At 42.0% G+C, this 23,135-nt stretch carries 19 protein-coding genes and 3 riboswitches; of the genes, 10 read left to right on the top strand and 9 right to left on the bottom strand.

Annotation, left to right across the window (positions count from 1 at the left end; genetic code table 11):
• The first annotated feature begins 710 nt into the window (after positions 1-710).
• Positions 711-860: a hypothetical protein gene (locus tag ACFQ38_RS13795; protein WP_336824587.1), complete on the top strand. Its 150-nt coding sequence runs from the start codon at positions 711-713 to the stop codon at positions 858-860.
• A 241-nt stretch (positions 861-1,101) separates the two neighbouring features.
• On the opposite strand, the gene opp4C is transcribed toward ACFQ38_RS13795, so the two are convergent.
• The 7 genes from opp4C to ACFQ38_RS13760 all read right to left on the bottom strand — a co-directional run bounded on the left by opp4C (position 1,102) and on the right by ACFQ38_RS13760 (position 9,719).
• Entirely contained in the window at positions 1,102-2,019 is a 918-nt protein-coding gene (gene opp4C, locus ACFQ38_RS13790) for an oligopeptide ABC transporter permease (protein WP_336824586.1), read from the bottom strand.
• Positions 2,020-2,033: 14 nt separating this feature from the next.
• On the bottom strand, positions 2,034-2,999 hold the full coding sequence (locus ACFQ38_RS13785) for an ABC transporter permease (RefSeq protein WP_336824585.1): 966 nt from the start codon (positions 2,997-2,999) through the stop codon (positions 2,034-2,036).
• 62 nt (positions 3,000-3,061) lie between these two features.
• A complete protein-coding gene (locus ACFQ38_RS13780) occupies positions 3,062-4,894 on the bottom strand; it encodes a peptide-binding protein (RefSeq protein WP_381481582.1) in 1,833 nt (610 codons plus the stop codon).
• Between the two features lie 124 nt (positions 4,895-5,018).
• Positions 5,019-6,041: an ABC transporter ATP-binding protein gene (locus ACFQ38_RS13775; RefSeq protein WP_381481585.1), complete on the bottom strand. Its 1,023-nt coding sequence runs from the start codon at positions 6,039-6,041 to the stop codon at positions 5,019-5,021.
• Positions 6,042-6,043: 2 nt separating this feature from the next.
• Positions 6,044-7,030 carry an ABC transporter ATP-binding protein gene (locus ACFQ38_RS13770; protein ID WP_381481580.1) on the bottom strand — a complete coding sequence of 329 codons (987 nt, stop codon included), beginning with the start codon at positions 7,028-7,030 and terminating at the stop codon, positions 6,044-6,046.
• 775 nt (positions 7,031-7,805) lie between these two features.
• Positions 7,806-8,555, bottom strand: a complete 750-nt coding sequence (locus tag ACFQ38_RS13765; protein WP_381481578.1) for a cyclase family protein — start codon at positions 8,553-8,555, stop codon at positions 7,806-7,808.
• Positions 8,556-8,588: 33 nt separating this feature from the next.
• Positions 8,589-9,719 (bottom strand): methionine biosynthesis PLP-dependent protein, encoded by a 1,131-nt coding sequence (locus ACFQ38_RS13760; protein ID WP_381481576.1) that lies wholly within the window; start codon positions 9,717-9,719, stop codon positions 8,589-8,591.
• A gap of 87 nt (positions 9,720-9,806) precedes the next feature.
• Positions 9,807-9,912: riboswitch (SAM riboswitch) on the bottom strand.
• Between the two features lie 134 nt (positions 9,913-10,046).
• Between ACFQ38_RS13760 and ACFQ38_RS13755 the strand changes: the two genes are divergently transcribed.
• Both ACFQ38_RS13755 and ACFQ38_RS13750 read left to right on the top strand, forming a co-directional pair.
• Positions 10,047-10,379, top strand: coding sequence for a DMT family transporter (locus ACFQ38_RS13755; RefSeq protein WP_336824580.1), 333 nt, complete (start codon positions 10,047-10,049; stop codon positions 10,377-10,379).
• Between the two features lies 1 nt (position 10,380).
• Entirely contained in the window at positions 10,381-10,695 is a 315-nt protein-coding gene (locus ACFQ38_RS13750) for a DMT family transporter (RefSeq protein WP_336824579.1), read from the top strand.
• A 37-nt stretch (positions 10,696-10,732) separates the two neighbouring features.
• Here the strand turns inward: ACFQ38_RS13750 and ACFQ38_RS13745 are convergent, their stop codons facing one another.
• The gene (locus ACFQ38_RS13745; protein ID WP_381481574.1) at positions 10,733-11,491 is read right to left on the bottom strand and encodes an ABC transporter permease; all 759 of its coding nucleotides are present in this window, start codon (positions 11,489-11,491) and stop codon (positions 10,733-10,735) included.
• The gene (locus ACFQ38_RS13740; RefSeq protein WP_381481573.1) at positions 11,488-12,228 is read right to left on the bottom strand and encodes an ABC transporter ATP-binding protein; all 741 of its coding nucleotides are present in this window, start codon (positions 12,226-12,228) and stop codon (positions 11,488-11,490) included. Before ACFQ38_RS13740 ends, ACFQ38_RS13745 begins: the two co-directional genes overlap by 4 nt.
• 190 nt (positions 12,229-12,418) lie before the next feature.
• Here ACFQ38_RS13740 and ACFQ38_RS13735 point away from each other — a divergent pair, with 190 nt between their 5' ends.
• From ACFQ38_RS13735 to ACFQ38_RS13705, 7 genes are all read left to right on the top strand, one after another.
• The gene (locus ACFQ38_RS13735; protein ID WP_381481571.1) at positions 12,419-13,888 is read left to right on the top strand and encodes a nicotinate phosphoribosyltransferase; all 1,470 of its coding nucleotides are present in this window, start codon (positions 12,419-12,421) and stop codon (positions 13,886-13,888) included.
• Positions 13,889-13,901: 13 nt separating this feature from the next.
• The gene (gene nadE, locus ACFQ38_RS13730; RefSeq protein WP_381481569.1) at positions 13,902-14,726 is read left to right on the top strand and encodes an ammonia-dependent NAD(+) synthetase; all 825 of its coding nucleotides are present in this window, start codon (positions 13,902-13,904) and stop codon (positions 14,724-14,726) included.
• Between the two features lie 368 nt (positions 14,727-15,094).
• Entirely contained in the window at positions 15,095-16,045 is a 951-nt protein-coding gene (locus ACFQ38_RS13725) for an AAA family ATPase (protein ID WP_381481566.1), read from the top strand.
• Positions 16,042-17,247 (top strand): DUF58 domain-containing protein, encoded by a 1,206-nt coding sequence (locus ACFQ38_RS13720; protein WP_381481564.1) that lies wholly within the window; start codon positions 16,042-16,044, stop codon positions 17,245-17,247. Before ACFQ38_RS13725 ends, ACFQ38_RS13720 begins: the two co-directional genes overlap by 4 nt.
• The gene (locus ACFQ38_RS13715; RefSeq protein ID WP_381481561.1) at positions 17,247-19,448 is read left to right on the top strand and encodes a transglutaminaseTgpA domain-containing protein; all 2,202 of its coding nucleotides are present in this window, start codon (positions 17,247-17,249) and stop codon (positions 19,446-19,448) included. The genes ACFQ38_RS13720 and ACFQ38_RS13715 overlap by 1 nt, the downstream gene beginning before the upstream one ends.
• 33 nt (positions 19,449-19,481) lie before the next feature.
• Positions 19,482-19,583, top strand: a riboswitch (purine riboswitch).
• 109 nt (positions 19,584-19,692) lie between these two features.
• On the top strand, positions 19,693-21,240 hold the full coding sequence (gene guaA, locus ACFQ38_RS13710) for a glutamine-hydrolyzing GMP synthase (protein WP_336824569.1): 1,548 nt from the start codon (positions 19,693-19,695) through the stop codon (positions 21,238-21,240).
• A 17-nt stretch (positions 21,241-21,257) separates the two neighbouring features.
• A riboswitch (purine riboswitch) is annotated at positions 21,258-21,359 on the top strand.
• Positions 21,360-21,451: 92 nt separating this feature from the next.
• A complete protein-coding gene (locus ACFQ38_RS13705; RefSeq protein ID WP_336824568.1) occupies positions 21,452-22,786 on the top strand; it encodes an NCS2 family permease in 1,335 nt (444 codons plus the stop codon).
• The last annotated feature ends 349 nt before the right edge of the window (positions 22,787-23,135 follow it).

Here is a 23,135-nt window from a genome sequence, read left to right as displayed (position 1 = left end):
GGAAAGCGACGGTTGTCAGGGGTTCCCCATTTATTCTCCAACCAGAAAGGGACTATCACAGAAAATCAGTTTTCACTGACTTTCTGGACAGCCCCTTTTTATTTTCTTGGAAGGAAAATAAAAACTTTATAAAAAGTATTGACAATTGCAAATTGGAAATGGTATCCTCAAGTAGTTAAATCATCAATTAGGAAATGGAGGTACGGAAAATGACTAATTTATTTACATCTCAATTTAACCAAATACAAATTCCGTGCCTGCCGAAGGTTTATTCTGCAAAAAATTAACCTTGGATGGCATGATTGCCGTTCTTTTTTTATGAGCACACGCTTATGTTAAAAGGCGTGTGCTTTTTTGCGTCTTCATTTTCCGAATTTTGGTGTTTCCACGCTTCGGCGTGTAACATAAATAAATTGAAAAGGAGTTTTGAGTATGTTTGCAATTCAAGCGCGAAAGTTCACAAAGGAATGGTCTATAGGAAGCGGGTAGCAAGGTTTCCATAGGCCGAGCAGCAGAAAAATAAAAAAAGGAGGAAGAATAAAATGATTGGAAAACAAATTGTATTGTGGAAAAACGAAACGAAAAACAAATATAAAAAATTGGTGGAGTGGGAATCTCCGAGTTGTATTGAACATGATAGGCATTTGCGGAAATTAAGTTTTCTTTCATAATCAAGTTCTCAGGTTCCTCTCCAAGAGGAGAATAAAAAAATGTATTTTACTGATAGAGAAGTCGTCCAACGACATATGCAAGATATACAACAAGAAGTGAATGAGTACCGGATGGAGCGCAAAGCTAAAAACAATAGCAAAAGAACGAAGTCATCGTTCCGGGCTCTATTATCTTATTGGTTTTTGTAAGAAATAAAAAAGGCCGATATGAGGCCGTATTAGCTTGACGACAAGCGCTCGCATACTTCGATGGGTTCGCAGGAAGCGGGTTAAGCAAAGTGAAGGCAGTTGAACATTGAAGAGGGCATTATAGGCTCTTCTGTGTGAAGCGTTATAAGTAAGTTGAGCAATTTGATCACGACTGTAGACAAAGTCAATAATGTATTGCTTTGTCTACAGTTTACGATAACTAATCATTATCCATGTTTAATTACCGTCGTTCGCTTTTCGGATCGAAAGCATCACGCAGGCCGTCACCGATAAAGTTAATGCTTAATACAGTTAGTAAAATGGCGAGTCCTGGAGGAATCCATGCCTCAGGGTGATAACGAAGTATTCGGAGCCCTTGCGCTTCAGAAATCATATTTCCCCATGTTGGTGTTGGCTGAGGGATGCCCATGCCGATGAAACTTAAGCCCGATTCAACGATAATCATCGTTGCCATCATTAACGTAGCGTTGACAATAATCGGTCCTATCGCGTTTGGCAGGAAATGACGCAAAATGATTCTGAAGTCACTCGCACCGATTGCTCTGGCACCTAAGACGAATTCTTGCTCTTTCAGTGAAAGGAAAGTGCCGCGAATGATTCGGGTCAAGCTCGGCCAGCTGACAATCGCTATGATGACAACGAACAAGCCAATCGTAACCTTTTTCATGATCGCAATAATTGTCAAGGCCAAAACGAGGAACGGCAATGCTAAGACAAGATCACTTAACCGCATTATGATGCTGTCGATCTTGCCGCCATAATAGCCACTGATCACGCCTAAAATTAGACCGATGAGTAGAGTGGATAACATCGTGCTAAAACCGATAACGAGTGAAATTCTGCCGCCGTACAGCAGACGAGCAAAATTATCTCTCCCAGAGCTGTCTGTACCTAAAATATGTTCGCTATTTGGACTTTGTTCGACTTTCATCAAATTATGCTCCAACGGATCGTGGTCGGTCAGCAACGGCGCAAAAATAGCAGCACAAATCATAATCGTCAAAACTACCATACCTGCAATTGCAAGTTTATTTTTCAAAAATCGCTGAAGAGATAATTGAAAGGGGCTTCTATGTTTGCGTACCATTTGTGTTGTGCTTTCTTGAGGTTGCAACTCATCTTCATTAATTGAATGCATATCAAATCACCGCCCTAATCATAACGAATCCTCGGATCAACAATGCTGTAAAAGATATCGGCTAATAAATTCCCCACTAAGACAGCTACCCCTAATAGAAGAACGATTGCCATAACGACAGGATAGTCACGGTTCACGACTGATCCAATGAATAAAGTGCCAATGCCGGGGAAATTGAAAACTTGCTCCGTAATTACTGCTCCGCCAAGCAACGGCCCTAATTCCATCCCTAATAAAGTAATGATTGGAATTAACGCATTGCGCAAAGTATGCTTATATAGTACATTGCGATCTGACATCCCTTTTGCTTTTGCCGTCCGAATATAATCGCTCCCCAATACATCCATCACTTCTGAGCGCATATAACGCATATACCCAGCTGTACTTGCAAGACCTAATGTCAGCCCGGGCAATATCATATGATGAAGCCGATCTTTAATTTCTGCAATGCCGGTTAATTTATTATTAGAAATTGTACCTTGAGCAGGAAACCAACCTAATTTAATGGCGAATAAATAGATAACAACTAAACCGAAAAAGAAATTAGGAACAGCGAGCCCGAAAAATCCAAATGTTGTTGTTCCATAATCCATTAAAGAATAAGGATGCCTTGCAGAATAGATCCCGATCGGTATTGCAACGATCAATGTAATGCCGAGAGCAAAGATTCCTAAATAGACAGTGTTCATAAAACGTTCTTTAATAAGGCTTTCTACTGATCTTCCTTTGTACGTAATCGATTCTCCGAAATTGCCGCGAATGACTTTTTTTGCCCAATTTATGTATTGGACAGGGATTGGTTTGTCCAAACCTAATTCAGCCCGCTGTTTCTCGTAAACTTCCATGCCGACATCAGGATCAAGAATCTTGCCTGAAAATGGATCGCCTGGAGCAGCTTTTGCGAGGCCGAAGACGATAATCGATAGCGCGAACAGCATCGGGATAAATAAGAGAATTCTTCTAATGATAAATTGAACCATCCATCTTCCTCCCTTAAAGGGGGAGAGTATGCATTTGCATACTCTCGCGTATCCTCCCTCAATTATTCTGCGTCTTCAACCCACCACTCATGGGAATCCTGATACATCGTGTGTGGAAGGATTTTAATGCCTTGAATGCGGTCATTGTATGCCCATAGGCTGTTTTGTGCATATAGAAGCAATGCAGGCAAGTCTTCAGAGAAGAGTTTCTGCCACTCAGCATAAACTTCCTCACGATATTTTTGATCAAATGCTTCTGGCGCTTTTACCGCTTTTTGAAGCAGTTCTTCCGACTTTGGATTGTTCCATCGAGAGAAGTTGTAACCCGCTCTTGTTGCCCATAATCCGGATGGGTCTGGATCTGTACTGCTCAGATTCCAGCCGATCAAATATAGATCCCAATCTGTATTGTCATCTGTTAGTTCAGGAACGTAAACAGACATTTCAGATGGCTGGCGCAAGTTCACTTTAATGCCGACCTTTTCTAAATCGGCTTGGATGATCGGAGCTGAGCGCTCGCGCAATTCATTTCCAAGAGGGTAATCCATGTTCAAGACCCACTCGTTGCCATCTGGATCTTCTCGGAAACCGTCTCCATTCACGTCAACATAACCCGCTTCATCTAACATCGCTTCAGCTTTTGCTGGATCATAATCATATTTTGTAACTGCATTTTCATCGTATGCCCACATTTGTTGGGCAATCGGCGAGTTAATCGGTTGCCCTCTGCCGTGCAATAATCCTTCGCCATGCCCTTCACCGACTAACCCGACACGGTTGACAGCGTAAGCGATCGCTTGACGCACTTTCGGATCAGACAGTTTTTTGTTCGGAACCCAGTTATCAGGTGTCAACGCGCCTGATTCAACGTCTGCTGTTGTTCGATGGTTATGTTTAAAGCCTAAAAGTTGATAGCCGAAATCAGCTTGCTCTACAATGACAACATTGCCAAAGTCATTGACGATATCATAATCTGCAGGTGCAATGCCGCCAGGACTTGCCACAAAATCAATTTCTCCTTTTTCAAGTAACCCGATCATGACCGATTGTGCAACGACTTTCCAAACGATTTCATCTAATAGCGGTGCACCTTTCCAATAATCGTCATTGCGGGATAAAACATATTGCTCACGTTCGATCATATCCGTAAATTTGAATGGCCCTGTACCGATTAATTTATTTGGCTGCAATGATTCAGGAGCTTCCGGAATGTCTTTTACCGGAATATCTTTAAAAATATGCTCCGGGATAATCGGGAAGCTTGCATAATAAAGAGGAGAGACGTTCGGCTCTGCAAACTTAAACGTTACTTTATAGTCTCCGTCTGCGACAACACCAACAAATTCATCTGTTTCGCCTGATTGATATTCGTCGTAGCCTAATAACGGCTGCACATAGTTTGCTCTTACACCGCCAGCAGACTCATAATCCGGATCAGACATCGCTTTGTACGTATAGACGACATCATCAGCTGTAAATTCCTCGCCGTCATGCCATTTAACTCCTTCTTGCAAGAAAAATGTGATCTCTGTCTGATCATCATTTGTCTCCCACTTTTCAGCTAAGCTTGGTATGAATTCCAATGATTCGTTTTGACTTACCAATCCTTCAAATACAAAATCGATAATGTTTGCTTCATAGGAATCTTCATAGAAAATCGGGTTGAACATACCAGCCGGCGCAGAGTACATCGCACCGACAATTGTACCTCCCTTTTTCGGACCTTCTTCTGCAGCTTTTTCGTCTTCTTCTGTTTCTGCCACTTCTGACGGTTTTTCCGTTTCGGTAGCAGTATCACCCGTTGCATCATCCTTAGAATTACATGCAGCTAACACCATGCCAAACATCAACAATAGAACGATAAGAGTAAATCTGTGCATATATAGCTTTGTCAACATCATGTCCCCCTTTACTTTTTTTCGACACATCAATGAAGAGTGGATATGGATCGATGCATCACCTCCTAAATTCGCAGTAATGACTGTGACACCGGAGTAAAACAACTATGCATTTGATAGATTATATCGTTCCTTCGCTATATAAATGACAAGCGACAAAATGATCTGTTTGAATCTCTTGCAACTCTGGACGGTCAATGGCACATCTATCAAAAGCTTTCGGACAACGCGTTCTAAACGCACAGCCTGAAGGTGGATTAGCAGGGCTTGGCAAGTCGCCCGGCAGTTTAATTTTCTCCCTTTTGGTTTGTGGGGTTTCATTTAGATCAATCATTGGAATTGCAGAGAGTAATGCCTTTGTATATGGATGCATTGGGTTTTCATACAACTCTTTTTTCGGGGCAATTTCTGCAATCCTCCCTAAATACATAACTGCCACACGATCGCTAATATGTTTGACGACGCTTAAGTCGTGGGCGATGAATAAATACGTTAAACCCAAATCATCCTGCAAGTCTTTCATTAAATTCAAAACTTGCGCTTGAATGGAAACGTCCAATGCAGACACTGGCTCATCGCAAATGACAAATTTCGGTTCCAATATGAGTGCCCGTGCGATGCTAATTCGCTGCCTTTGTCCTCCAGAAAATTCATGAGGGTATTTTTGCAAATCATCGACACGTAAACCGACTTTCTCAATCATCGCTTTTACACGTTCTTTTCTTTCTTTTTTAGAAATCGATCCTTGAACAATTAAAGGTTCCTCCACTAATTGTTCCACGCTCATTTTTGCATTCAATGATGCAAAAGGGTCTTGGAAGACGATTTGCATGTTTTGGCGGATTGGCCGTATTTGACGCTGACGTAATTTCGTAATGTCTTCGTTATTAAAAAGGATTTGCCCTTCTGTCGGGTCTAATAATCGTATGAGGACGCGTCCCAATGTCGACTTTCCGGAACCCGATTCACCGACAATCCCTAACGTTTCCCCTTTGCGTATGCTAAAGGAAACGCCGTCAACTGCTTTAAGTTGTCCAATCGTACGCCGCAAAACGCCGCCTTTTATTGGAAAATATTTTTTTACATCCCGAATGACGACGAGTTCATCGCCGATTTTTTTCTCAATCGCTGTTGTTTGGACCATCGTCATTTCGCTTCACCTCCAACGTCGTATAGGAAGCAGCGTACGTAGTGATCTATGTCGTATTGAAACAGTTCGGGGTTGGACTGACTGCATTTTTCCATCGCATACGGGCAACGGGTAGAGAATCGGCAGCCGACAGGGAAATTGTAGGCGGGCGGAACGGTTCCTTTAATCGTTCCTAAACGATCTACATCTTCCTCCAAATTTGGCAAACTGCTCAACAAACCTTGTGTATAAGGATGCTTTGTCAATTTTAACAGTTGCTTCGTCGGGGCTTGTTCAACGATTTGTCCACCGTACATGACGATGACCCGATCAGTATATTCATAAACAACACCTAAGTCGTGTGTAATGAGAAGAAGTGCCATATTGTAGCGCTTTTGCATTTCGATTAATAAGTCTAAGATTTGAGCTTGGATCGTTACGTCTAATGCTGTGGTAGGTTCGTCTGCGATGATGAGTTGAGGTTCACATGAGATTGCCATGGCGATCATAACACGTTGTCGCATTCCCCCGGAAAGTTGGTGGGGGTATTCCTTGATGATTTCAGCGGGGCGGGGAATGCCAACAATCTTTAACAATTCAATCGCCTTTTTCTTGGCGATATTTTTGGATACTTTCTTATGCTTGCGGATCATTTCAATTAGTTGATTACCAATGGTGAAGACAGGATTTAAGGCTGTCATCGGTTCTTGGAAAATCATGCCAATTTGGTTGCCGCGGACCGAAGTCATTTGTTTAGCCTTTAGTTCAAGCAAGTTGCGGTCATTCATTTGAATAGTTCCTTCTACGATGCGTCCGGGTTTATTAATAAGCTGCATAATTGAAAGGGCGGTAATGCTTTTTCCACTGCCTGATTCTCCAACGATTGCAACAGTTTCTCCCGGATAAACTGAAAAAGAGACGCCGTCAACCGCTTTTGCGATCAAATCTTGTTCCAAGTAAAAATACGTTTTTAACGCTTGGACATTCAAGACGGGTTGATTCATAGAGACCCTCCATTCGTGTTAGTAGCAAAAAAAGAAGAGCGGTAATCAATTATTCTATGATTAGTCTGATAATTATATACAATCCTAATCATAACACTCAAAGTTGTCAATCACTTTTTTGTAATATATCGGAAAAGATGGTTCGAACTTATTCTACAGGAATCAACAGGAATTTATTTCGGTTTTATGAAGTTTCGATTTATGAAATAACTGTATAATAGCAATGGAAGTATTGAAGTTATGTGGCTTTAGCAGGATTATGCGTTGTTGGAGAGCTTTATCTATGCATAGAGTGCGTTAATGGTTTTTAAAGAGGTTTATGTGTTTTTCTATTCGTTTATGAGCTTTTCTGTCGATTGATAAGGAAAAAGCCCAGAGGCACCGGGCTCAGCTTGTTGACAAACGTTCGCATACTAAGTTGAGGCCAGTAGGACGCTGGTCATGCAACCGTTGCTGCAGGAGCAACGAGCTTAGGTTGCCTCCTTTGTTCCTTCCCTCATGAACATGACGTTCTATTCGGGTCATCGCTCGGCCTCGTGCGAGCCTGCACGAGGCGGGTCATGCAGTCAATCGAGCGGCGAAGGGCGATTTGCTGTATTTACGCGCATTTAGCGGAAATTAAGGCACTAGGGACGTCGCGCACCTATATTGTCTTCCACGTGGCAAGCGTTCTCAAGCCAAGCTGGGCAAATTCCTCTCACATGACTACGAACCTTAAAAAGACTGTAGCCAAAGTGAAAAAACACTTTGGCTACAGTCTGGGCACCGGGCTTTTTTATGGAAGGATAGCAAACGATCTAACCGGGAAGCCCGATGCTTTTTCTGGCTTCGGAACAATATTAAAGATGATTGCTCCTTTAGCTGGCAATAGATGTAAATTCGTCATTAGTTCAATTTGGTATGTGTCTTGCTCCAATACATAATATTCACCGATCAATTTGCCGTTTTTGCGGAAATCAATTGCAGAGTCGGTATCGAACGTTTCGTGTCCGATAGCTTTGATTTTCCTATGTTCGAATAGTAATTTGAGTGCTTCTGGACCCCATCCGGGAATGTGATTGTTTCCATCGGCATCTTTGTTATTAAATGCTTCGTGATCGGGCCATCTTTTGCTCCAATCCGTGCGAAGGGCGACAAAGGTGCCTTCTTCTATTTCTCCGTGCACAGCTTCGAAATCCAAAATATCTTGAACAGATAATGTGAAATCATTGTTTGCTGCTGCTGCTGCGGATTTGTCTATAACGACTAAAGGCAATACTAATTCTTTCAGCTGTAGCTCTTCCAAATAGCGTGTGTCGCGCACAAAATGGATTGGCGCATCAATATGTGTTCCGTATTGTCCAGAAAACGAAAAGTTTTGTGCGAAAAAGCCATCGTCATGTGTGAACAGCGTTTTAAATTCTGCGTCATCGAACATGAAAAAATGCGGTGAATTCGGACCGAAAGTATGCGTCAAATCAACCCATTTTTTACTTTTCAATAAACGAAGCGCTTCTTGAATTTCTGATTCCGCTTTTACTGTCATTGCAATCACTCTCTTTCATAATTAAATGAACCCTTAGCGGGGAATTGCCGTTTCCGTTGCTTGATAAGCTGCGTCGATCGCTTGGTGCAAATCTTCGATCAGATCTTCCGCTTCTTCAAGCCCTACAGAGAAGCGTAGAAGACGGTTATCAACACCGCGTTTCACGCGTTCTTCTACGGGGATATCCGCGTGTGTTTGCGTTGTCGGATAGGTGATAAAGCTTTCCACGCCTCCTAAACTTTCTGCAAACGTAATTAAGTTCAAGTTTTTCAAGAAAGGGTCGACATAGCTGCTTTCTTTTAGCCGGAATGACAGCATGCCTCCGACACCTGCATATAGCACATCCGTAACAAGCGGATGAGTTTCCAAATAGGCAGCAATTTCCTTTGCGTTCGCATCATGCTGTCTCATTCGCACATGTAATGTTTTTAATCCGCGAATGACTAAAAATGCATCGAACGGAGAGAGGGTTGCACCGATGGCGTTATGTTGTTCAAATAATCGCGCGCATAATGCTTCTCCTTTCGCAACGACTAATCCTGCCAACACATCATTATGGCCCCCGATATATTTAGTGGCGCTATGGATGACGATGTCTGCTCCCAATTCAATAGGACGCTGATAATAGGGTGTTAAAAATGTATTGTCGACAATGAGGTAAAGTCCGTGTTTTTTCGCAAGTTCAGCATATGCTGCAATGTTTATTTTTATCATTAAAGGGTTCGTTGGCGTCTCAATGAAAAGTGCTTTTGTCTGTTCCGTAATTTGTTGTTCAACTTCTTCTACGGTTTTGAAAGAAGCATAGGAGGTACGGATATTATAATTTGTGGCATATTGTTCGAAAAGCCGATATGTGCCGCCGTAAATATCATCGGGGGCAATCAGCTCGTCACCTGATGCAAATAGGGAAAGCACTAATTGGATGGCAGCCATTCCTGAGCTGCACGCATAGCCTTGATCACCAGATTCCAATTGGGCGATGCCATCCTCTAAAATGGTCCGTGTTGGATTTTTTGTCCGAGTATAGTCATAGCCGGTGGAAAGTCCTAAACCATCATGTTTGTATGCGGTAGATAAATAGATTGGCGGATTGACCGCACCTGTTTTTTTGTCGCTTCGATTGCCCAATTGCACTAAGTTCGTATGTATACTTCTTTTCGTCAATGAAACCCTTCCTTTCGCTGCATATAAAAAGCCCCCTTCCAAGATAGAAGAGGGCCTCAACACGCGTGATCGTCGTTGAATTCAATCTTCTTATCTTCAAGACAGAATCTGCCTTTTGGAATTAGCACCATACCAATACGGGCTGGTTGCTGAGACTTCTACGGGCCAATCCCTCCGTCTCTCTTGATAAGAATGAAGCTATGCATTTTTGATTTATCCAAAGTTATCATATATTCGAAAATTTAGCAAGCCTTCTTTCAGAAATCTCTTTATAGGTTTCTGCTATACTGTATGTATGCAATTTTGATACGATTTGGAGGTCATGGAATGGCTTGGCTTTATGTTTTATTGGCAGCGGTCGTTGAAGTGTTCTGGGTGATCGGTCTGCGTTATTCGGAGACACCGTTAGAATGGGCAGGAACAATCATTGCAATCATTATTAGTTTTTATTCGATTATTAAAGCATGTGAAAAATTGCCTTCTGGAACGGTATATGCTGTTTTTACTGGATCTGGCGCCGCTGCAATTGTACTGATAGACTTTTTATTTTTCGGAGCGGAGTTTTCTTTTATTAAAATATTATTTATCGGTATCATTATAATCGGTGTAATTGGTATTAAAATGACGACAGTCGATCCTGTAGATGAAGGGGGCGATTGAAGTGGCATGGGTATATTTAGTTTTGGCCAGTTTTGGAGAAATATTTGGTGTGATGAGCATTAATCTTTATTTGCAGAAAAAGAACTATGTTTGGCTTCTTTCAATCATCTGCACGTTTTCCGCCGGTTTCTTCTTTTTGTCTTTGGCGATGCGCGAAATTCCGATGGGAACAGCATACGCGATTTGGACTGGATTAGGAGCTGCAGGCGCAGTGCTTATGGGCATTTTGTTTTTTAAGGAATCTGCCGGATGGAAAAGGATTGTATTTTTGCTGCTTATTATCGGAGGAGCGGTAGGACTAAAAGTATTTGGATAAAAACGATGGGATGTCTGTTGCGGCATTCCATCGTTTTTTATTTTTCTATAGTACGCAATAATTGCATGCGGTCATTGAAGAGCGTCGGATAGGCGAGAAATCCTAATAAAACACTCGTAATAGCAGCTGTCGATAATAAGAGAAAGAGAATAAGCAACTGGAATTGGACGGCAACGACCGGGTCTGCTCCAGCAATAATTTGTCCGCTCATCATGCCGGGCAGTTGGACGAGGCCAATCGTTTTTTGGCTTTCAATTGTTGGGATCATGCTTGCTTTAATGGCGTTGAGCAATTGGCGCTGGATGGCTTGCTTCGGCGTTCCTCCCAATGACAAAATTAGTTCGGTCTCATCCTGATTTGCTTTGATTTCGGCTGTAAAGCGGTTCAGAAAGAGGATGGAAAGCACCATGGAGTTGCCAATGATCATGCCGCTAATCGAAATAATATATTGTGCAGTGGCGGGAACGATTTGGAGTCCCAATAAAATGCCCTGTGTCAACAATTCGATTGCTGTAAATGTGATGATCAGCTTCCACGTAATGCCTTTTATGCCTTTGCCTTTTTTCTTAGCGTTATTCGTAGCTGCCCCAATCATTAGGCAAATCATAAGTACGATAAATATCGGATTTTCCGAATCAAAAACGAATTTTAGCACATAACCGACTGCCAATAGTTGAATGATCGAACGGACAGTTGCGATTAATGTGTCTTTCTCTAATTGAAGATTTAATGTTTTCGATAAAAGCAATGGAACTAAAACGAAAATGAGTGTCAAAGAGAGAGTGAAATAGCTCATTTTTTATCCCCTCCGCCTTCTACAAAAAGCTTGACTCTATAATTTGCAGGAGAAGTTAATAGATCGCTCGCACCTTCAGCGACCAACTTACCGTCCATCATTACCCATACATGATCGGCGATTCTGATGGCTTGCTCCAAATTATGAGTGATCCAAACGACTGATATACGATCTGTCCGGTTAAGGCGGAAGATTAGTTCTTCAATGTCACGAGCAGAATTGCGATCTAAGGAAGAGGTGATTTCATCCAATAATAAGATCGTCGATTGATTGACTAATGTTCTTGCAATCGATAGTTTTTGGCGTTGTCCACCAGATAAACTTTGAGCGTCCTGCTGGAGGATTTCAGCATCCAAGCCGACTTGTAATAAAAGATTCTTTGCTGTTTTTTTCGATAATGTTTCGCCATGCAATCGGGCAGGCAAGGATAAGTTTTCATAAACCGAGCCTTGAATAATTGGAGAATTTTGCAGAACAATGCCAACTTGCTTCCGCACATTCCTTGGGTCAAGTTCGTTCAATGGTTTGCCTTTCATATAAATCACACCGCTGGTAGGCGTCAACAAGTTATTGCATAACTTGAGTAGCGTTGTTTTTCCGGCACCAGATGGACCGACTAATGCAGTAATTTTCCTCTTTGGGAAAACGCCTGTTATTCCTTGGATGATCGGTTTGCGATCAATGGTAAAACTGACATCTTGAAATCGTAGAGCATGTTCGTTAGGCACATCTAACATATAAAAAGCACCTCTTTGAAAGATTTCCTTTCGCTATTCTATCACATGCCGATCAATTATAGTGAAGACGTATTAAATGGGGCTATGATAGGCATAATGGTTCAGGCTAGTTAGGGGCATATTCGCCTTTTTTTTAGGGTAAATAGTGTATACTGAGAACAACAGATGATTGTGGAAGAAGGGATAGGCAATGAGCACGAAATATGCAGATGACAGTTTAGCTTTACATACGGATCTTTATCAAATCAATATGACAGAATCTTATTGGGCGGATGGTATTCATGAACGCAAAGCGGTTTTCGAATTGTTTTTCAGAAATTTGCCATTCGGAAATGGCTATGCAGTGTTTGCCGGGTTGGAACGTATTTTGGATTATTTAAAAGGATTCCGTTTTAGTGAAAGCGACATTGCATATTTAAGGGAAGAATTAGGATATAAAGAAGATTTTCTTGAATATTTGAAGGATGTCCGTTTTACCGGAGATGTTTATTCGATGGTTGAAGGGGAACTAGTCTTTGCAAATGAGCCAATTTTAAGGGTAGAGACGACGTTGGCAGAAGCGCAATTAGTAGAAACGGCATTGCTGAATATCGTGAATTTCCAAACGTTAATTGCAACGAAAGCGAGCCGCATTAAGCAAGTTGTAAAAGATGAAGTTGTGATGGAATTCGGCAGCCGCCGAGCCCATGAAATGGATGCTGCGATGTGGGGAGCGCGTGCTGCTGTAATCGGCGGAGTGGAAGCGACGAGCAATGTGCGCGCAGGTAAACGTTTCGGCATTCCAGTTGCAGGAACTCACGCTCATGCAATGGTCCAAGCGTATAAGAGTGAATATGAAGCTTTTCATTCGTATGCAAAGCGCCATAAAGATTGCGTCTTTTTAGTCGACACGTACAATACATTAAAAATAGGTGTACCTACAGCGATTCAGGTGGCGAAAGAGTTGGGGGATAAAATCAATTTTGTAGGTGTACGTTTGGATAGCGGAGATATTGCGTTTTTATCAAAAGAAACACGAAGGATGCTTGACGAAGCCGGTTTTAAGGATGCAAAAGTGATCGTTTCAAATGATTTAGATGAATATACGATTTTAAACTTGAAGGCCCAAGGAGCAAAGGTGGATGTATGGGGGATCGGTACGAAACTCATTACCGCGTACGATCAGCCAGCTTTAGGGGCGGTATATAAAATCGTATCGATTGAAAATGAAAATGGAGAAATGGAAGACACGATTAAAATTTCTTCAAACGCTGAAAAAGTGACAACACCTGGACAGAAAAAACTGTATCGCATTATCGACCGAGAGAACGGCAAAGCTCAAGGCGATTATATAACGATGTGCGACGAAAATCCGCAAGATGAAGAGCGCATTAAGATGTTCCATCCTGTCCATACATTCATTTCGAAGTTTGTAACAAATTTTGACGCGGTGAATTTACATGTACAAGTAGTAGAAAAAGGAAACATCATCTATAAGAATCCGACGCTGAATGAAATGCGAGCATATGCGCAGAGCAACTTAAACTTGCTCTGGGATGAATACAAACGTTCATTGAACCCAGAGGAATACCCTGTTGACCTTAGCCAGAAATGCTGGGATAACAAGATGCGCAACATCCAAGAAGTGAAGGAAAAAGTAGATGCCTATTCGTTACGATAAGGAGGGAATGGCTTTGACACTTCAGCAGGAAATTATCGAAGCATTGAAAGTGAAGCCGACAATTAATCCCGAGGAAGAGATTCGAAAGTCGATTGACTTTATGAAGGAGTATGCGAAAAAGAATACATTTATCAATGGTTTTGTCCTTGGCATCTCTGGAGGTCAAGACTCAACGCTTGTAGGGAAATTAGCGCAAATGGCTGTCGATGAACTAAACGAGGAAGGCGGGTCGGACCGATATAAGTTTATAGCAGTCCGTCTGCCTTACGGAAGCCAATTCGATGAAGATGACTGTCAAGACGCCCTTCAATTTATAAAGCCGTCATTGATCTATACGGTAGATATTAAGGAAGCGGTCGATGCAAGTGAAGCTTCATTGGCAAAGGCAGGAGTCATCCTATCCGATTATTCAAAGGGAAACGAAAAAGCGCGTGAACGGATGAAAGTCCAATATTCAATCGGCGCAGCGCACGGTTGTGTCGTCTTGGGGACAGATCAGGCAGCGGAGGCATTAACCGGATTTTATACGAAGTTTGGCGATGGGGGCGCAGATCTCATGCCAATTTTCCGTCTGAATAAAAGACAAGGTCGTGAATTGCTGAAGGCATTAGGATGTCCGGAACATTTATACACTAAGATACCGACCGCAGACTTGGAAGAAGACCGTCCCGCACTTCCGGATGAAGTCGCGTTAGGTGTCACATATGATGAAATTGATGATTTTTTAGAAGGCAAGCAAGTGGATGAAAAGGCGAGAAAGACAATTGAAGCACTGTATCTCCGCTCTGCTCACAAACGGCATATGCCAATTACAGTTTTTGATAGTTTTTGGAAATAATGCGAAACCCTCTGACATGTAGATGATAATGTCAGGGGGTTTTATTATAATTGGACTGTTGGTACTTATGATCGTTTGAACTAATGTGTACCTTACAAGCAAGCCATCGCTGTTGTAGGAGTTTCGTTATTACGGTATTATGGAGTTACATTTTGTCAATTTTCGGACATGTTATCTGTACTTCGGCATAAGATTGCGCTCTTGTAGGCAATAGTATAGGAAGAATCGTATAGGCCAGTAGAATTTAAGCTGCTGAATAAAAAAAGCTCCGGCGGACATCCCGGATTTAGAAGTTTAACAAATGTGATAAAATGCTTAAAAACACCGTGGCGCAATTATCAAGAGTAGTACGTATTGGAGGAATTGAGATGACGAATGCACAACTGATCGATGATGTTTTAGCAAATATCTCTAAAGTGATGATTGGCAAGCAAGACATCGCCGAACTAAGCGTAACCGCGTTATTGGCGGGTGGGCACGTGCTATTGGAAGACGTTCCAGGCGTGGGCAAGACGATGATGGTGAAAGCGTTAGCAAAATCAATAAGCGCTTCATTCAAACGCATTCAATTTACACCTGACTTATTGCCTTCTGACGTATTAGGCGTTTCTATCTATAATCCGAAAGCGATGGAGTTTGAATTCCGTCCAGGTCCAATTGTCGGCAATATTGTGTTGGCCGATGAGATTAACCGCACCTCGCCAAAAACGCAGGCTGCTCTATTAGAAAGTATGGAAGAGTCATCAGTGACAGTTGACGGAGAGACACTCCAAATTCCGCAACCTTTTTTTGTTATGGCGACGCAAAATCCGATTGAATACGAAGGCACATATCCATTGCCGGAAGCTCAATTAGACCGTTTTCTATTTAAACTAAAAATGGGCTATCCGAAAAGGTTGGAGGAAATTGAAGTGTTGGATCGAGCTGAACGATCGAAACCGATTGATGAACTGAAACCTGTCATCACTTTAGAGGAATTAAGAAACCTCCAGCGATCGGTGGCGGATATCAATGTCGATCGTACGGTCAAGTCTTATATTGTTGAATGCGCAGCTGAAACCCGGACTCATCCATATGTCTATTTAGGCGTCAGTCCGCGTGGATCCCTTGCGCTAATGAAGTCTTGTCAGGCGTATGCGTTAATTCAAGGAAGAAACTATGTAACTCCAGACGATGTAAAATATTTAGCCCCGTTTGTATTTAGCCATCGAATTATTTTGCGTCCGGAAGCGAAATATGAAGGAATTGAGAAAAGCGAAATTATTGAGCGGATTTTAACTAAGGTGAGTGTCCCGATTGATCGGATTCGGTTGAAATGAGAAAAAGCAAAAAACTACTTTCTATGACGGGTCGTTTTGTCTTTATTGTCGGCATCTTGCTATCTGCTTATGGTTTTGCGATGTTCCAAGGGGGCAAAGTAAGCTGGACGATTTTTTACATTTTATTTCCGTTTATTTTGTATTCGATTGCACTATTTGTTTATCCGATGAATACGATTACGGCTGAACGCAAAATTCTTACAAAAAATATTGAGAATGGCGGTAAACTTACTGTAACAGTTATGTTGAAAAGGAGATTTTCTTTTCCTCTTTTATATACGATCGTCACTGAAAAATGGGGAAGCCATCAAATCGAATTAAGGGCGAAAAACAAGTCCAGCTACCTATTTGTATTCGGTATGCGCAAACAAGTGGAATGGACATATGAAATCGATCGGTTGCCGAGGGGACAGCACATTACTGAGGGCATCCATATAGAACTCTCAGACTTTTTCGGGTGGATTCGCAAAACTGCATTCATCCCGTTAAGGGAGAGCATTATCGTCTTTCCTAAAACAGTCCCAATGAATTATATGTCGCTTGATGCGCAATACGATCGAGGGGCGATTGCATCTCCTTTTACTTTAATAAAAGATACAACAATGGCGACAGGAGTACGGGAATATCAAGCAGGCGACCGTGTCACATGGATTCATTGGAAATCATTTGCACGCACTCAAAACTTAATGACGAAGGAATTCGAAGACCGACAATCTGAAGATTTATTAGTTGTTTTAGATGAACGGGCTTCAGAGCAATTTGAGGAACAGATCGAATTGGCAGCCTCCCTTGTGAAAGAGGCGATCCAGCAGCAGGCGAACGTGTCGTTCATTTCTGTTGGTGAACATAAAGTTGAATATCCGTTTATCCATTCGGCTGAGCAACTTCATGATCTACTTGTCCATCTGGCAAAAATAGAGCCTGTTGAGAGCCCACCACATTCGATGGATTGGACACCATCAATGAGGATTGGGGGTAGTATTGTTTTTATTACTGGAAGTCCAGATTGGGAGATTTTGCAATCTTTAGGAGGCGCTACACGCGCAAACTCCTCTATTATTTGTTTCGTTGTTGTAGGGGAGGGAAAGCGGGTTCCGAAGTCTCTGTCTGAACGCATATCATATGCGAGAATGAAGGGCGTAAAAATAATAACGTTAAGAAAAACGCAGTTTGCGAATGCTTTTCGCGAGGAGGCGATGTAATGGGGGAGGATAGGCTCGATAAACGATTTTTGTTGCTCATGTATGCCTTGTCATTTCTATTGCTAAGGGAATGGTTGCTTCCTGTAATGGCATTGACAGATACGAACTATTTAGGGGTTTTCCTCGTATTTATCGCACTCTCTTTTTTGATCGGCATTGTTCGTATGAGATGGTGGTTTTCGATTCCGATCAAGGCTTTCTATATTCTTTGGTCTCTTCATTTTATTTATTTTCATACGCCGTTGTTATCAATTCAGAAAATCAATATTCTGTTTACCAATTTATTTTCTAATGTCTCCATGATTGCAAATGGAGATTGGGATAATATTACGAATCCATTTCGGACGTTGCTGTTTTTTGTTTTGCTTTGGATGACGATTTATTTAATTCGACATTGGGTAGAAGTTAGAAAGAATATTTTATTGTTCTATGCCGCGACGGTCGTTTTCATTGCCTTTCTTGATACATTTAGCCCGTATGAGGCAGATGGCGCTATTTTTAGGATTATGGTTTCAGGATTGTTGCTCATCGGATTTTTGTTCATTATGAAACTATATGAAAAGCATGAACGGCAAATGTCAGGCAGACTTTTTGCATTGCTGTCATTGCCGATGCTATTTGCGGTTGGAATTAGTGGAGCCTTTGCGAGTTTAATGCCTGAACGAGCTCCTGCGTGGCCAGATCCTGTTCCGTTCATTAAGTCAATGGCTTCTGGAGAAGGTGCGGGGCTAGGGAACGGAGCATATATGGCGCAAAGCGGTTACGATCCCGACGATTCAAAGTTAGGCGGACCGTTTGCGAAGGACGATACTGTTGTGTTTAAGGCGACTGTTCCACAAAAACAGTATTGGAAAATTGAAACGAAAAATACGTACACATCCAAAGGCTGGGAACAAGTCTCAGGTGAGGTAGAACCGGCCATTTATGCTCCCGGTACATTGATTGCGAATGATTCCTTGGAAACAGAGGACATGGCGGGAAAAACGGTCCAGGCTGAAATACAGATGTCGGAAGTTCTGCCGTTCATAGTTTATCCATACGGAACAACAAAGATTAACACGAGGTCTGATGTTGTCCTCTTAAACGAGGAGGATTCCGGACGTTTTTGGGCAGTTGCCAATGGAGAGAAAATTGCTCTGGACACTTTCGTGACGGAATTGAAAGAACCAGAGTATAGTTTGAAAGCGTTAAGGGAAACCTCAATGGCAGATTATGAATTAGAACGCCAAAATTTTTCTCAGTACTTGCAATTGCCCGAACAGCTTCCTGACCGTGTAAGGGAATTGGCGAAGTCTATAGCGGAGAAAGAGGAAAGTGTCTACGAAAAAGCGAAGGCCATTGAACGTTATTTTGCAAGAAATGGGTTCACTTATGACCAATATAATGTCGCAACCCCAAAAGGAAATGAAGATTATGTAGATCAATTCCTTTTCGAAACGAAAAATGGATATTGCGATAACTTTTCCACTTCGATGGTCGTTATGCTACGGGCTGTTGACATTCCAGCCCGTTGGGTGAAAGGTTTTGCTCCTGGTGAATCCAAATTGAATAGCAGAGGCGAACGAGAACATACGATTACGAATAACGAAGCCCATTCATGGGTAGAAGCGTATATGCCGGGGATCGGTTGGATGCCGTTTGAACCAACAATCGGCTTCTCGAATTTATCAGGTATCCGCTTTGACTTGGATTTAGATATTACCGACCCAGAGGCACCCGATATGGAAGAAAAAGAGCTTCCGGAAAAAACTGAGCAGCAGAAGATTGAACCTACAAAAGCTTCAAAAGGTGTAAGCACCGTAGTAGAAGCGGCAAGCAAGTGGGTCAATAACAATAAATGGTACGTTATGATAGGTATGCTAATTATCGGATCTGCAATTTGGAAGTTCTATTCCGTCCGGGGCAAATGGCTCCCGAAAGTTGTACTGCGAACATTAAAAACCGAACAAGGAGATTGGCGTTCTTTCGTCAAGCAGTATAAGAGCCTCCTGAAACAACTTGAAAGGTTTGGTTTAAAGCGGACGAATGGGATGACTTTGTCGGAATATGCAAAGACTGTAGATACGTATTTTGGCGGAAATAAAATGTCAATGCTTACAAAGGAATATGAAAAGGGCCTCTACGGTGGCCAAACGGATATTGAGGACTGGCATGCGTTGCAGAAAATATGGGAAGATTTAATCAATAGGGCTACGGGTTGATTTTTGACGTATTCGAGAGTAAGATATGAAAAAAGAACAAACCGATAAAGCCCTCATATAAGTCTGATAATATGGTTCGGACGTTTCTACCAAGCCACCGATAATGGCTTGTCTATGATGGCAGGGATAGGTCTGCCTATGCCTGCTATTTGTAGATTGTCGAGACGCGTGGAAAGAAGGCCTTTCTTACGCGTCTTTACTGATTTTGAGGGTAAATCGAATTTAATTGGAAGAGGTGGATCGATTGTCAACTGCTCCTTTGTTAATTGAACAGGAAAAAATTGTGGTGATTGATTATGGAAACTCTTATAACCAGCTTTTAACGCGGACAATCCGTGAATTAGGGGTATATAGTGAGTTATATCCGCATACGGTAACTGCTGACGAAATTAAAGGAATGAATGCTGTCGGCATCATTTTGTCAGGCGGGTCAAATTCGCTTGAAGAGGCGTCAGCTTTAGGTATCGATCCTTCAATCTTTGAACTTGGTTTGCCGATTTTAGGTATCTCAGCGGGTGCACGTCTTGTTGCAAAACATTTTGGCGGTAAAATGAGTTCTATGAATGAAATGGATGAAGCATCTGAAGTGCAAGTGAATGGCCAATCGAAATTATTTAACGGCCTTGCAGCGCAACAAACTGTGCTTGTTGACAAAGGGGAGGCAGTCGAATTGCCAGCAGGCTTTACGACAGTTGCTTCATCAGTTGCTCGTCCAGTCGCAGCCTTCGAAAATGAGGACAAGCATGTGTACGGATTATTCTTCCATCCGGAAGCTCCAGAAACCGAAAATGGAAAAGAAATGCTTCGTCAATTTATAACTGCAGTTTGCGGAACAGGAAACAGCTGGACAATGGAGCGTTTCATTGAAATTGAGGTAGAGAAAATCCGCGCACAAGTCGGAGATAAGAAAGTATTATGTGCTTTGAGTGGCGGCGTTGACTCTTCTGTTGTAGCTGCTTTGATCCACCGTGCAATTGGCGATCAATTGACTTGTATTTTTGTTGACCATGGACTTCTTCGTAAGGGAGAGGTTGAAAGTGTAGTCGATACATTCAGCAATCGATTCAATATGAACTTTGTGAAAGTTGATGCACGCAAACGCTTTTTGGATAAGCTGAAAGGTGTAACAGATCCTGAACAAAAGCGAAAAACGATTGGAAATGAATTTATTTACGTATTCGATGAAGAGTCTGCAAAGCTAAAGGGAATCGACTTTTTAGCACAAGGAACAATTTACGCTGACATTATTGAAAGCGGTACTGCAACGTCAGAAACGATCAAATCGCATCATAATGTAGGCGGATTGCCTGAGGACATGGAGTTCGAATTAATCGAGCCTTTGAAAGCCTTGTTCAAGGATGAAGTTCGTGCAGTTGGGGCTGCGTTAGGTCTTCCTTCTGAAATTGTTCATCGCCAACCATTCCCTGGTCCTGGTCTCGGCGTCCGTGTGTTAGGCGAAATTACTGAAGCTAAATTAGATATCGTCCGTGAAGCAGACTGGATTCTTCGTGATGAAATTGCGAAAGCCGGTTTAGATCGGGAGATTTGGCAGTACTTTGCAGTTCTACCTGATATTCGCAGTGTCGGCGTAAGGGATGGTAAACGTTCATATGATTACGCGGTCGGTATCCGTGCAGTCCATTCAGTCGATGGGATGACAGCGGACTGGGCGCGAGTTCCTTGGGACGTTCTCGAAAAGATCAGTTCCCGCATTACGGCAGAGGTTGATCATGTGAACCGGGTTGTCTACGATATTACGGCAAAACCGCCTGGCACAATCGAGTGGGAATAAGAAGTAAAGGTTTGAAAAACAACTGAATATAGAGGTATCGTATAATCATGGGGATATGGCCCATAAGTCTCTACCGGAGCACCTTAAATGTTCCGACTACGATTTTTTTAAGGATCTCTTGTTCCTTTTAGATGAATGGCTTTTAGGAAGTATACGATTATGCGTATACTTCCTTTTTCTTTGGACAATCTGATTTAAAAGTGAGGCTTATATGAAGAAATACTTTGAATTTGACAAGTTGGGAACGAGTTATAGAAGGGAAATTATTGGTGGTTTAACGACGTTTTTGGCGATGGCCTATATTTTGGCGGTGAATCCTCTTACGCTTTCGCTAGATGCAGTGCCGGATTTGCCAGAAGCGATGCGTATGGATAAAGGAGCAGTATTTGTCGCCACTGCTGTTTCTGCCGCGATCGGTTCGTTGTTCATGGGGCTGATTGCAAAATATCCGATTGGTTTAGCGCCTGGAATCGGATTGAGTGCATTTTTTGCATTCTCTGTCGTATTAGGCCATAGGATCCCATGGGAAACAGCATTAACAGGAGTTTTATTCTCAGGAATTATTTTTATCATTCTGTCGCTTACTGGCTTGCGGGAAATGATCATCAATGCAATCCCCGCCCAACTTAAATTGGCAGTAGGTGCTGGGATAGGGCTGTTTATTACTTTTTTAGGATTTCAAAATGCCAATATTATAGTCGCTGATCCAAATACATTAGTAACGTTAGGGAGTTTATCCTCGGGACCGACATTATTAGCTATTTTTGGCTTAGTCGTAACCGTTATTATGATGGTGCGGAAAATTAATGGTGCTATCTTCTATGGGATGATTTTGACGACGGTTTTAGGGATGATTGTTCATTTAATTGAAGTTCCAAACAAAATTGTAGATAAAGTGCCAAGTATGGAACCGACATTCGGGGCGGCATTCGAAGCAATTTTCAATAATCCAGCATCGTTAATGACTTCCCAGTTTTGGGTCGTTGTCATTACATTTCTTTTTGTCGATTTTTTTGATACAGCTGGAACATTAGTAGCTGTTGCGAACCAGGCAGGATTGATGAAAAATGATCGGCTCCCACGGGCGGGCAGAGCATTGCTCTCTGATTCAATGGCAACTGTCACAGGGGCAATTTTGGGTACTTCAACGACTACTTCCTATATCGAGTCGTCAGCAGGCGTAGCAGCAGGAGCAAAAACCGGGTTTTCTTCTATTGTAATTGGCGTTTTGTTTCTACTATCGTTATTCTTTTCACCACTATTGTTCGTCATCACTCCAGAAGTGACTGCTCCCGCATTAATAATAGTTGGTGTATTAATGGTTTCGACTTTAAGCAATATTGAATGGTCTAAATTTGAAATCGCAGTGCCAGCTTTCTTTACTATTATTACAATGCCATTGACATACAGCATTGCGACTGGGATTGCAATCGGATTTATATTTTACCCAATTACAATGATTGTGAGTGGTAGAAGAAAAGAAATTCATCCGATTATGTATGGTCTCTTTATTATCTTCATTCTTTACTTCATTTTTATAAAGTAGTTTTTAATGGGATGAAATTAGGTTCGCGTCTGGTTTCATTCCTTTTCTAATTGAATTCAAAAAAAGTTCAATGAAACTGTTGACACTTTAAAACACATTTGATATAGTAGTAAAGCAGTCGGGAGAACAACAAAAACCGACAGTGAATGACAAACAAATGAACCTTGAAAACTGAACAGCAAAACGTCAACAAATAAAGTCTTGAAGCCGACCCCGTCGGCGGAAGAGACAAAACGAATCTTCGGATTCGAAATTGACATCTTAACAAGATGCCAGCAAGAAACTCGAGCTATTCGAATTTCTCTTTTATGGAGAGTTTGATCCTGGCTCAGGACGAACGCTGGCGGCG

Source organism: Sporosarcina contaminans, assembly GCF_042679045.1.
In the GTDB taxonomy this organism is placed as follows: Bacteria; Bacillota; Bacilli; order Bacillales_A; family Planococcaceae; genus Sporosarcina; species Sporosarcina contaminans.
The sequence above is the reverse complement of the archived record's forward strand: the minus strand, read 5'-3'. Positions and strand labels throughout refer to the sequence as shown.

Bases quoted from the DNA above. Each gene is read 5' to 3' on its own strand.
- ACFQ38_RS13705 (WP_336824568.1), top strand. From the start codon at position 21,452: ATGAAGAAATACTTTGAATTTGACAAGTTGGGAACGAGTTATAGAAGG.
- ACFQ38_RS13745 (WP_381481574.1), bottom strand. From the start codon at position 11,491: ATGAGCTATTTCACTCTCTCTTTGACACTCATTTTCGTTTTAGTTCCA.
- ACFQ38_RS13770 (WP_381481580.1), bottom strand. From the start codon at position 7,030: ATGAATCAACCCGTCTTGAATGTCCAAGCGTTAAAAACGTATTTTTAC.
- ACFQ38_RS13765 (WP_381481578.1), bottom strand. From the start codon at position 8,555: ATGACAGTAAAAGCGGAATCAGAAATTCAAGAAGCGCTTCGTTTATTG.
- ACFQ38_RS13785 (WP_336824585.1), bottom strand. From the start codon at position 2,999: ATGGTTCAATTTATCATTAGAAGAATTCTCTTATTTATCCCGATGCTG.
- ACFQ38_RS13755 (WP_336824580.1), top strand. From the start codon at position 10,047: ATGGCTTGGCTTTATGTTTTATTGGCAGCGGTCGTTGAAGTGTTCTGG.
- opp4C (WP_336824586.1), bottom strand. From the start codon at position 2,019: ATGCATTCAATTAATGAAGATGAGTTGCAACCTCAAGAAAGCACAACA.
- ACFQ38_RS13720 (WP_381481564.1), top strand. From the start codon at position 16,042: ATGAGAAAAAGCAAAAAACTACTTTCTATGACGGGTCGTTTTGTCTTT.
- ACFQ38_RS13795 (WP_336824587.1), top strand. From the start codon at position 711: ATGTATTTTACTGATAGAGAAGTCGTCCAACGACATATGCAAGATATA.
- ACFQ38_RS13740 (WP_381481573.1), bottom strand. From the start codon at position 12,228: ATGTTAGATGTGCCTAACGAACATGCTCTACGATTTCAAGATGTCAGT.
- ACFQ38_RS13735 (WP_381481571.1), top strand. From the start codon at position 12,419: ATGAGCACGAAATATGCAGATGACAGTTTAGCTTTACATACGGATCTT.
- ACFQ38_RS13725 (WP_381481566.1), top strand. From the start codon at position 15,095: ATGACGAATGCACAACTGATCGATGATGTTTTAGCAAATATCTCTAAA.
- ACFQ38_RS13775 (WP_381481585.1), bottom strand. From the start codon at position 6,041: ATGGTCCAAACAACAGCGATTGAGAAAAAAATCGGCGATGAACTCGTC.
- ACFQ38_RS13715 (WP_381481561.1), top strand. From the start codon at position 17,247: ATGGGGGAGGATAGGCTCGATAAACGATTTTTGTTGCTCATGTATGCC.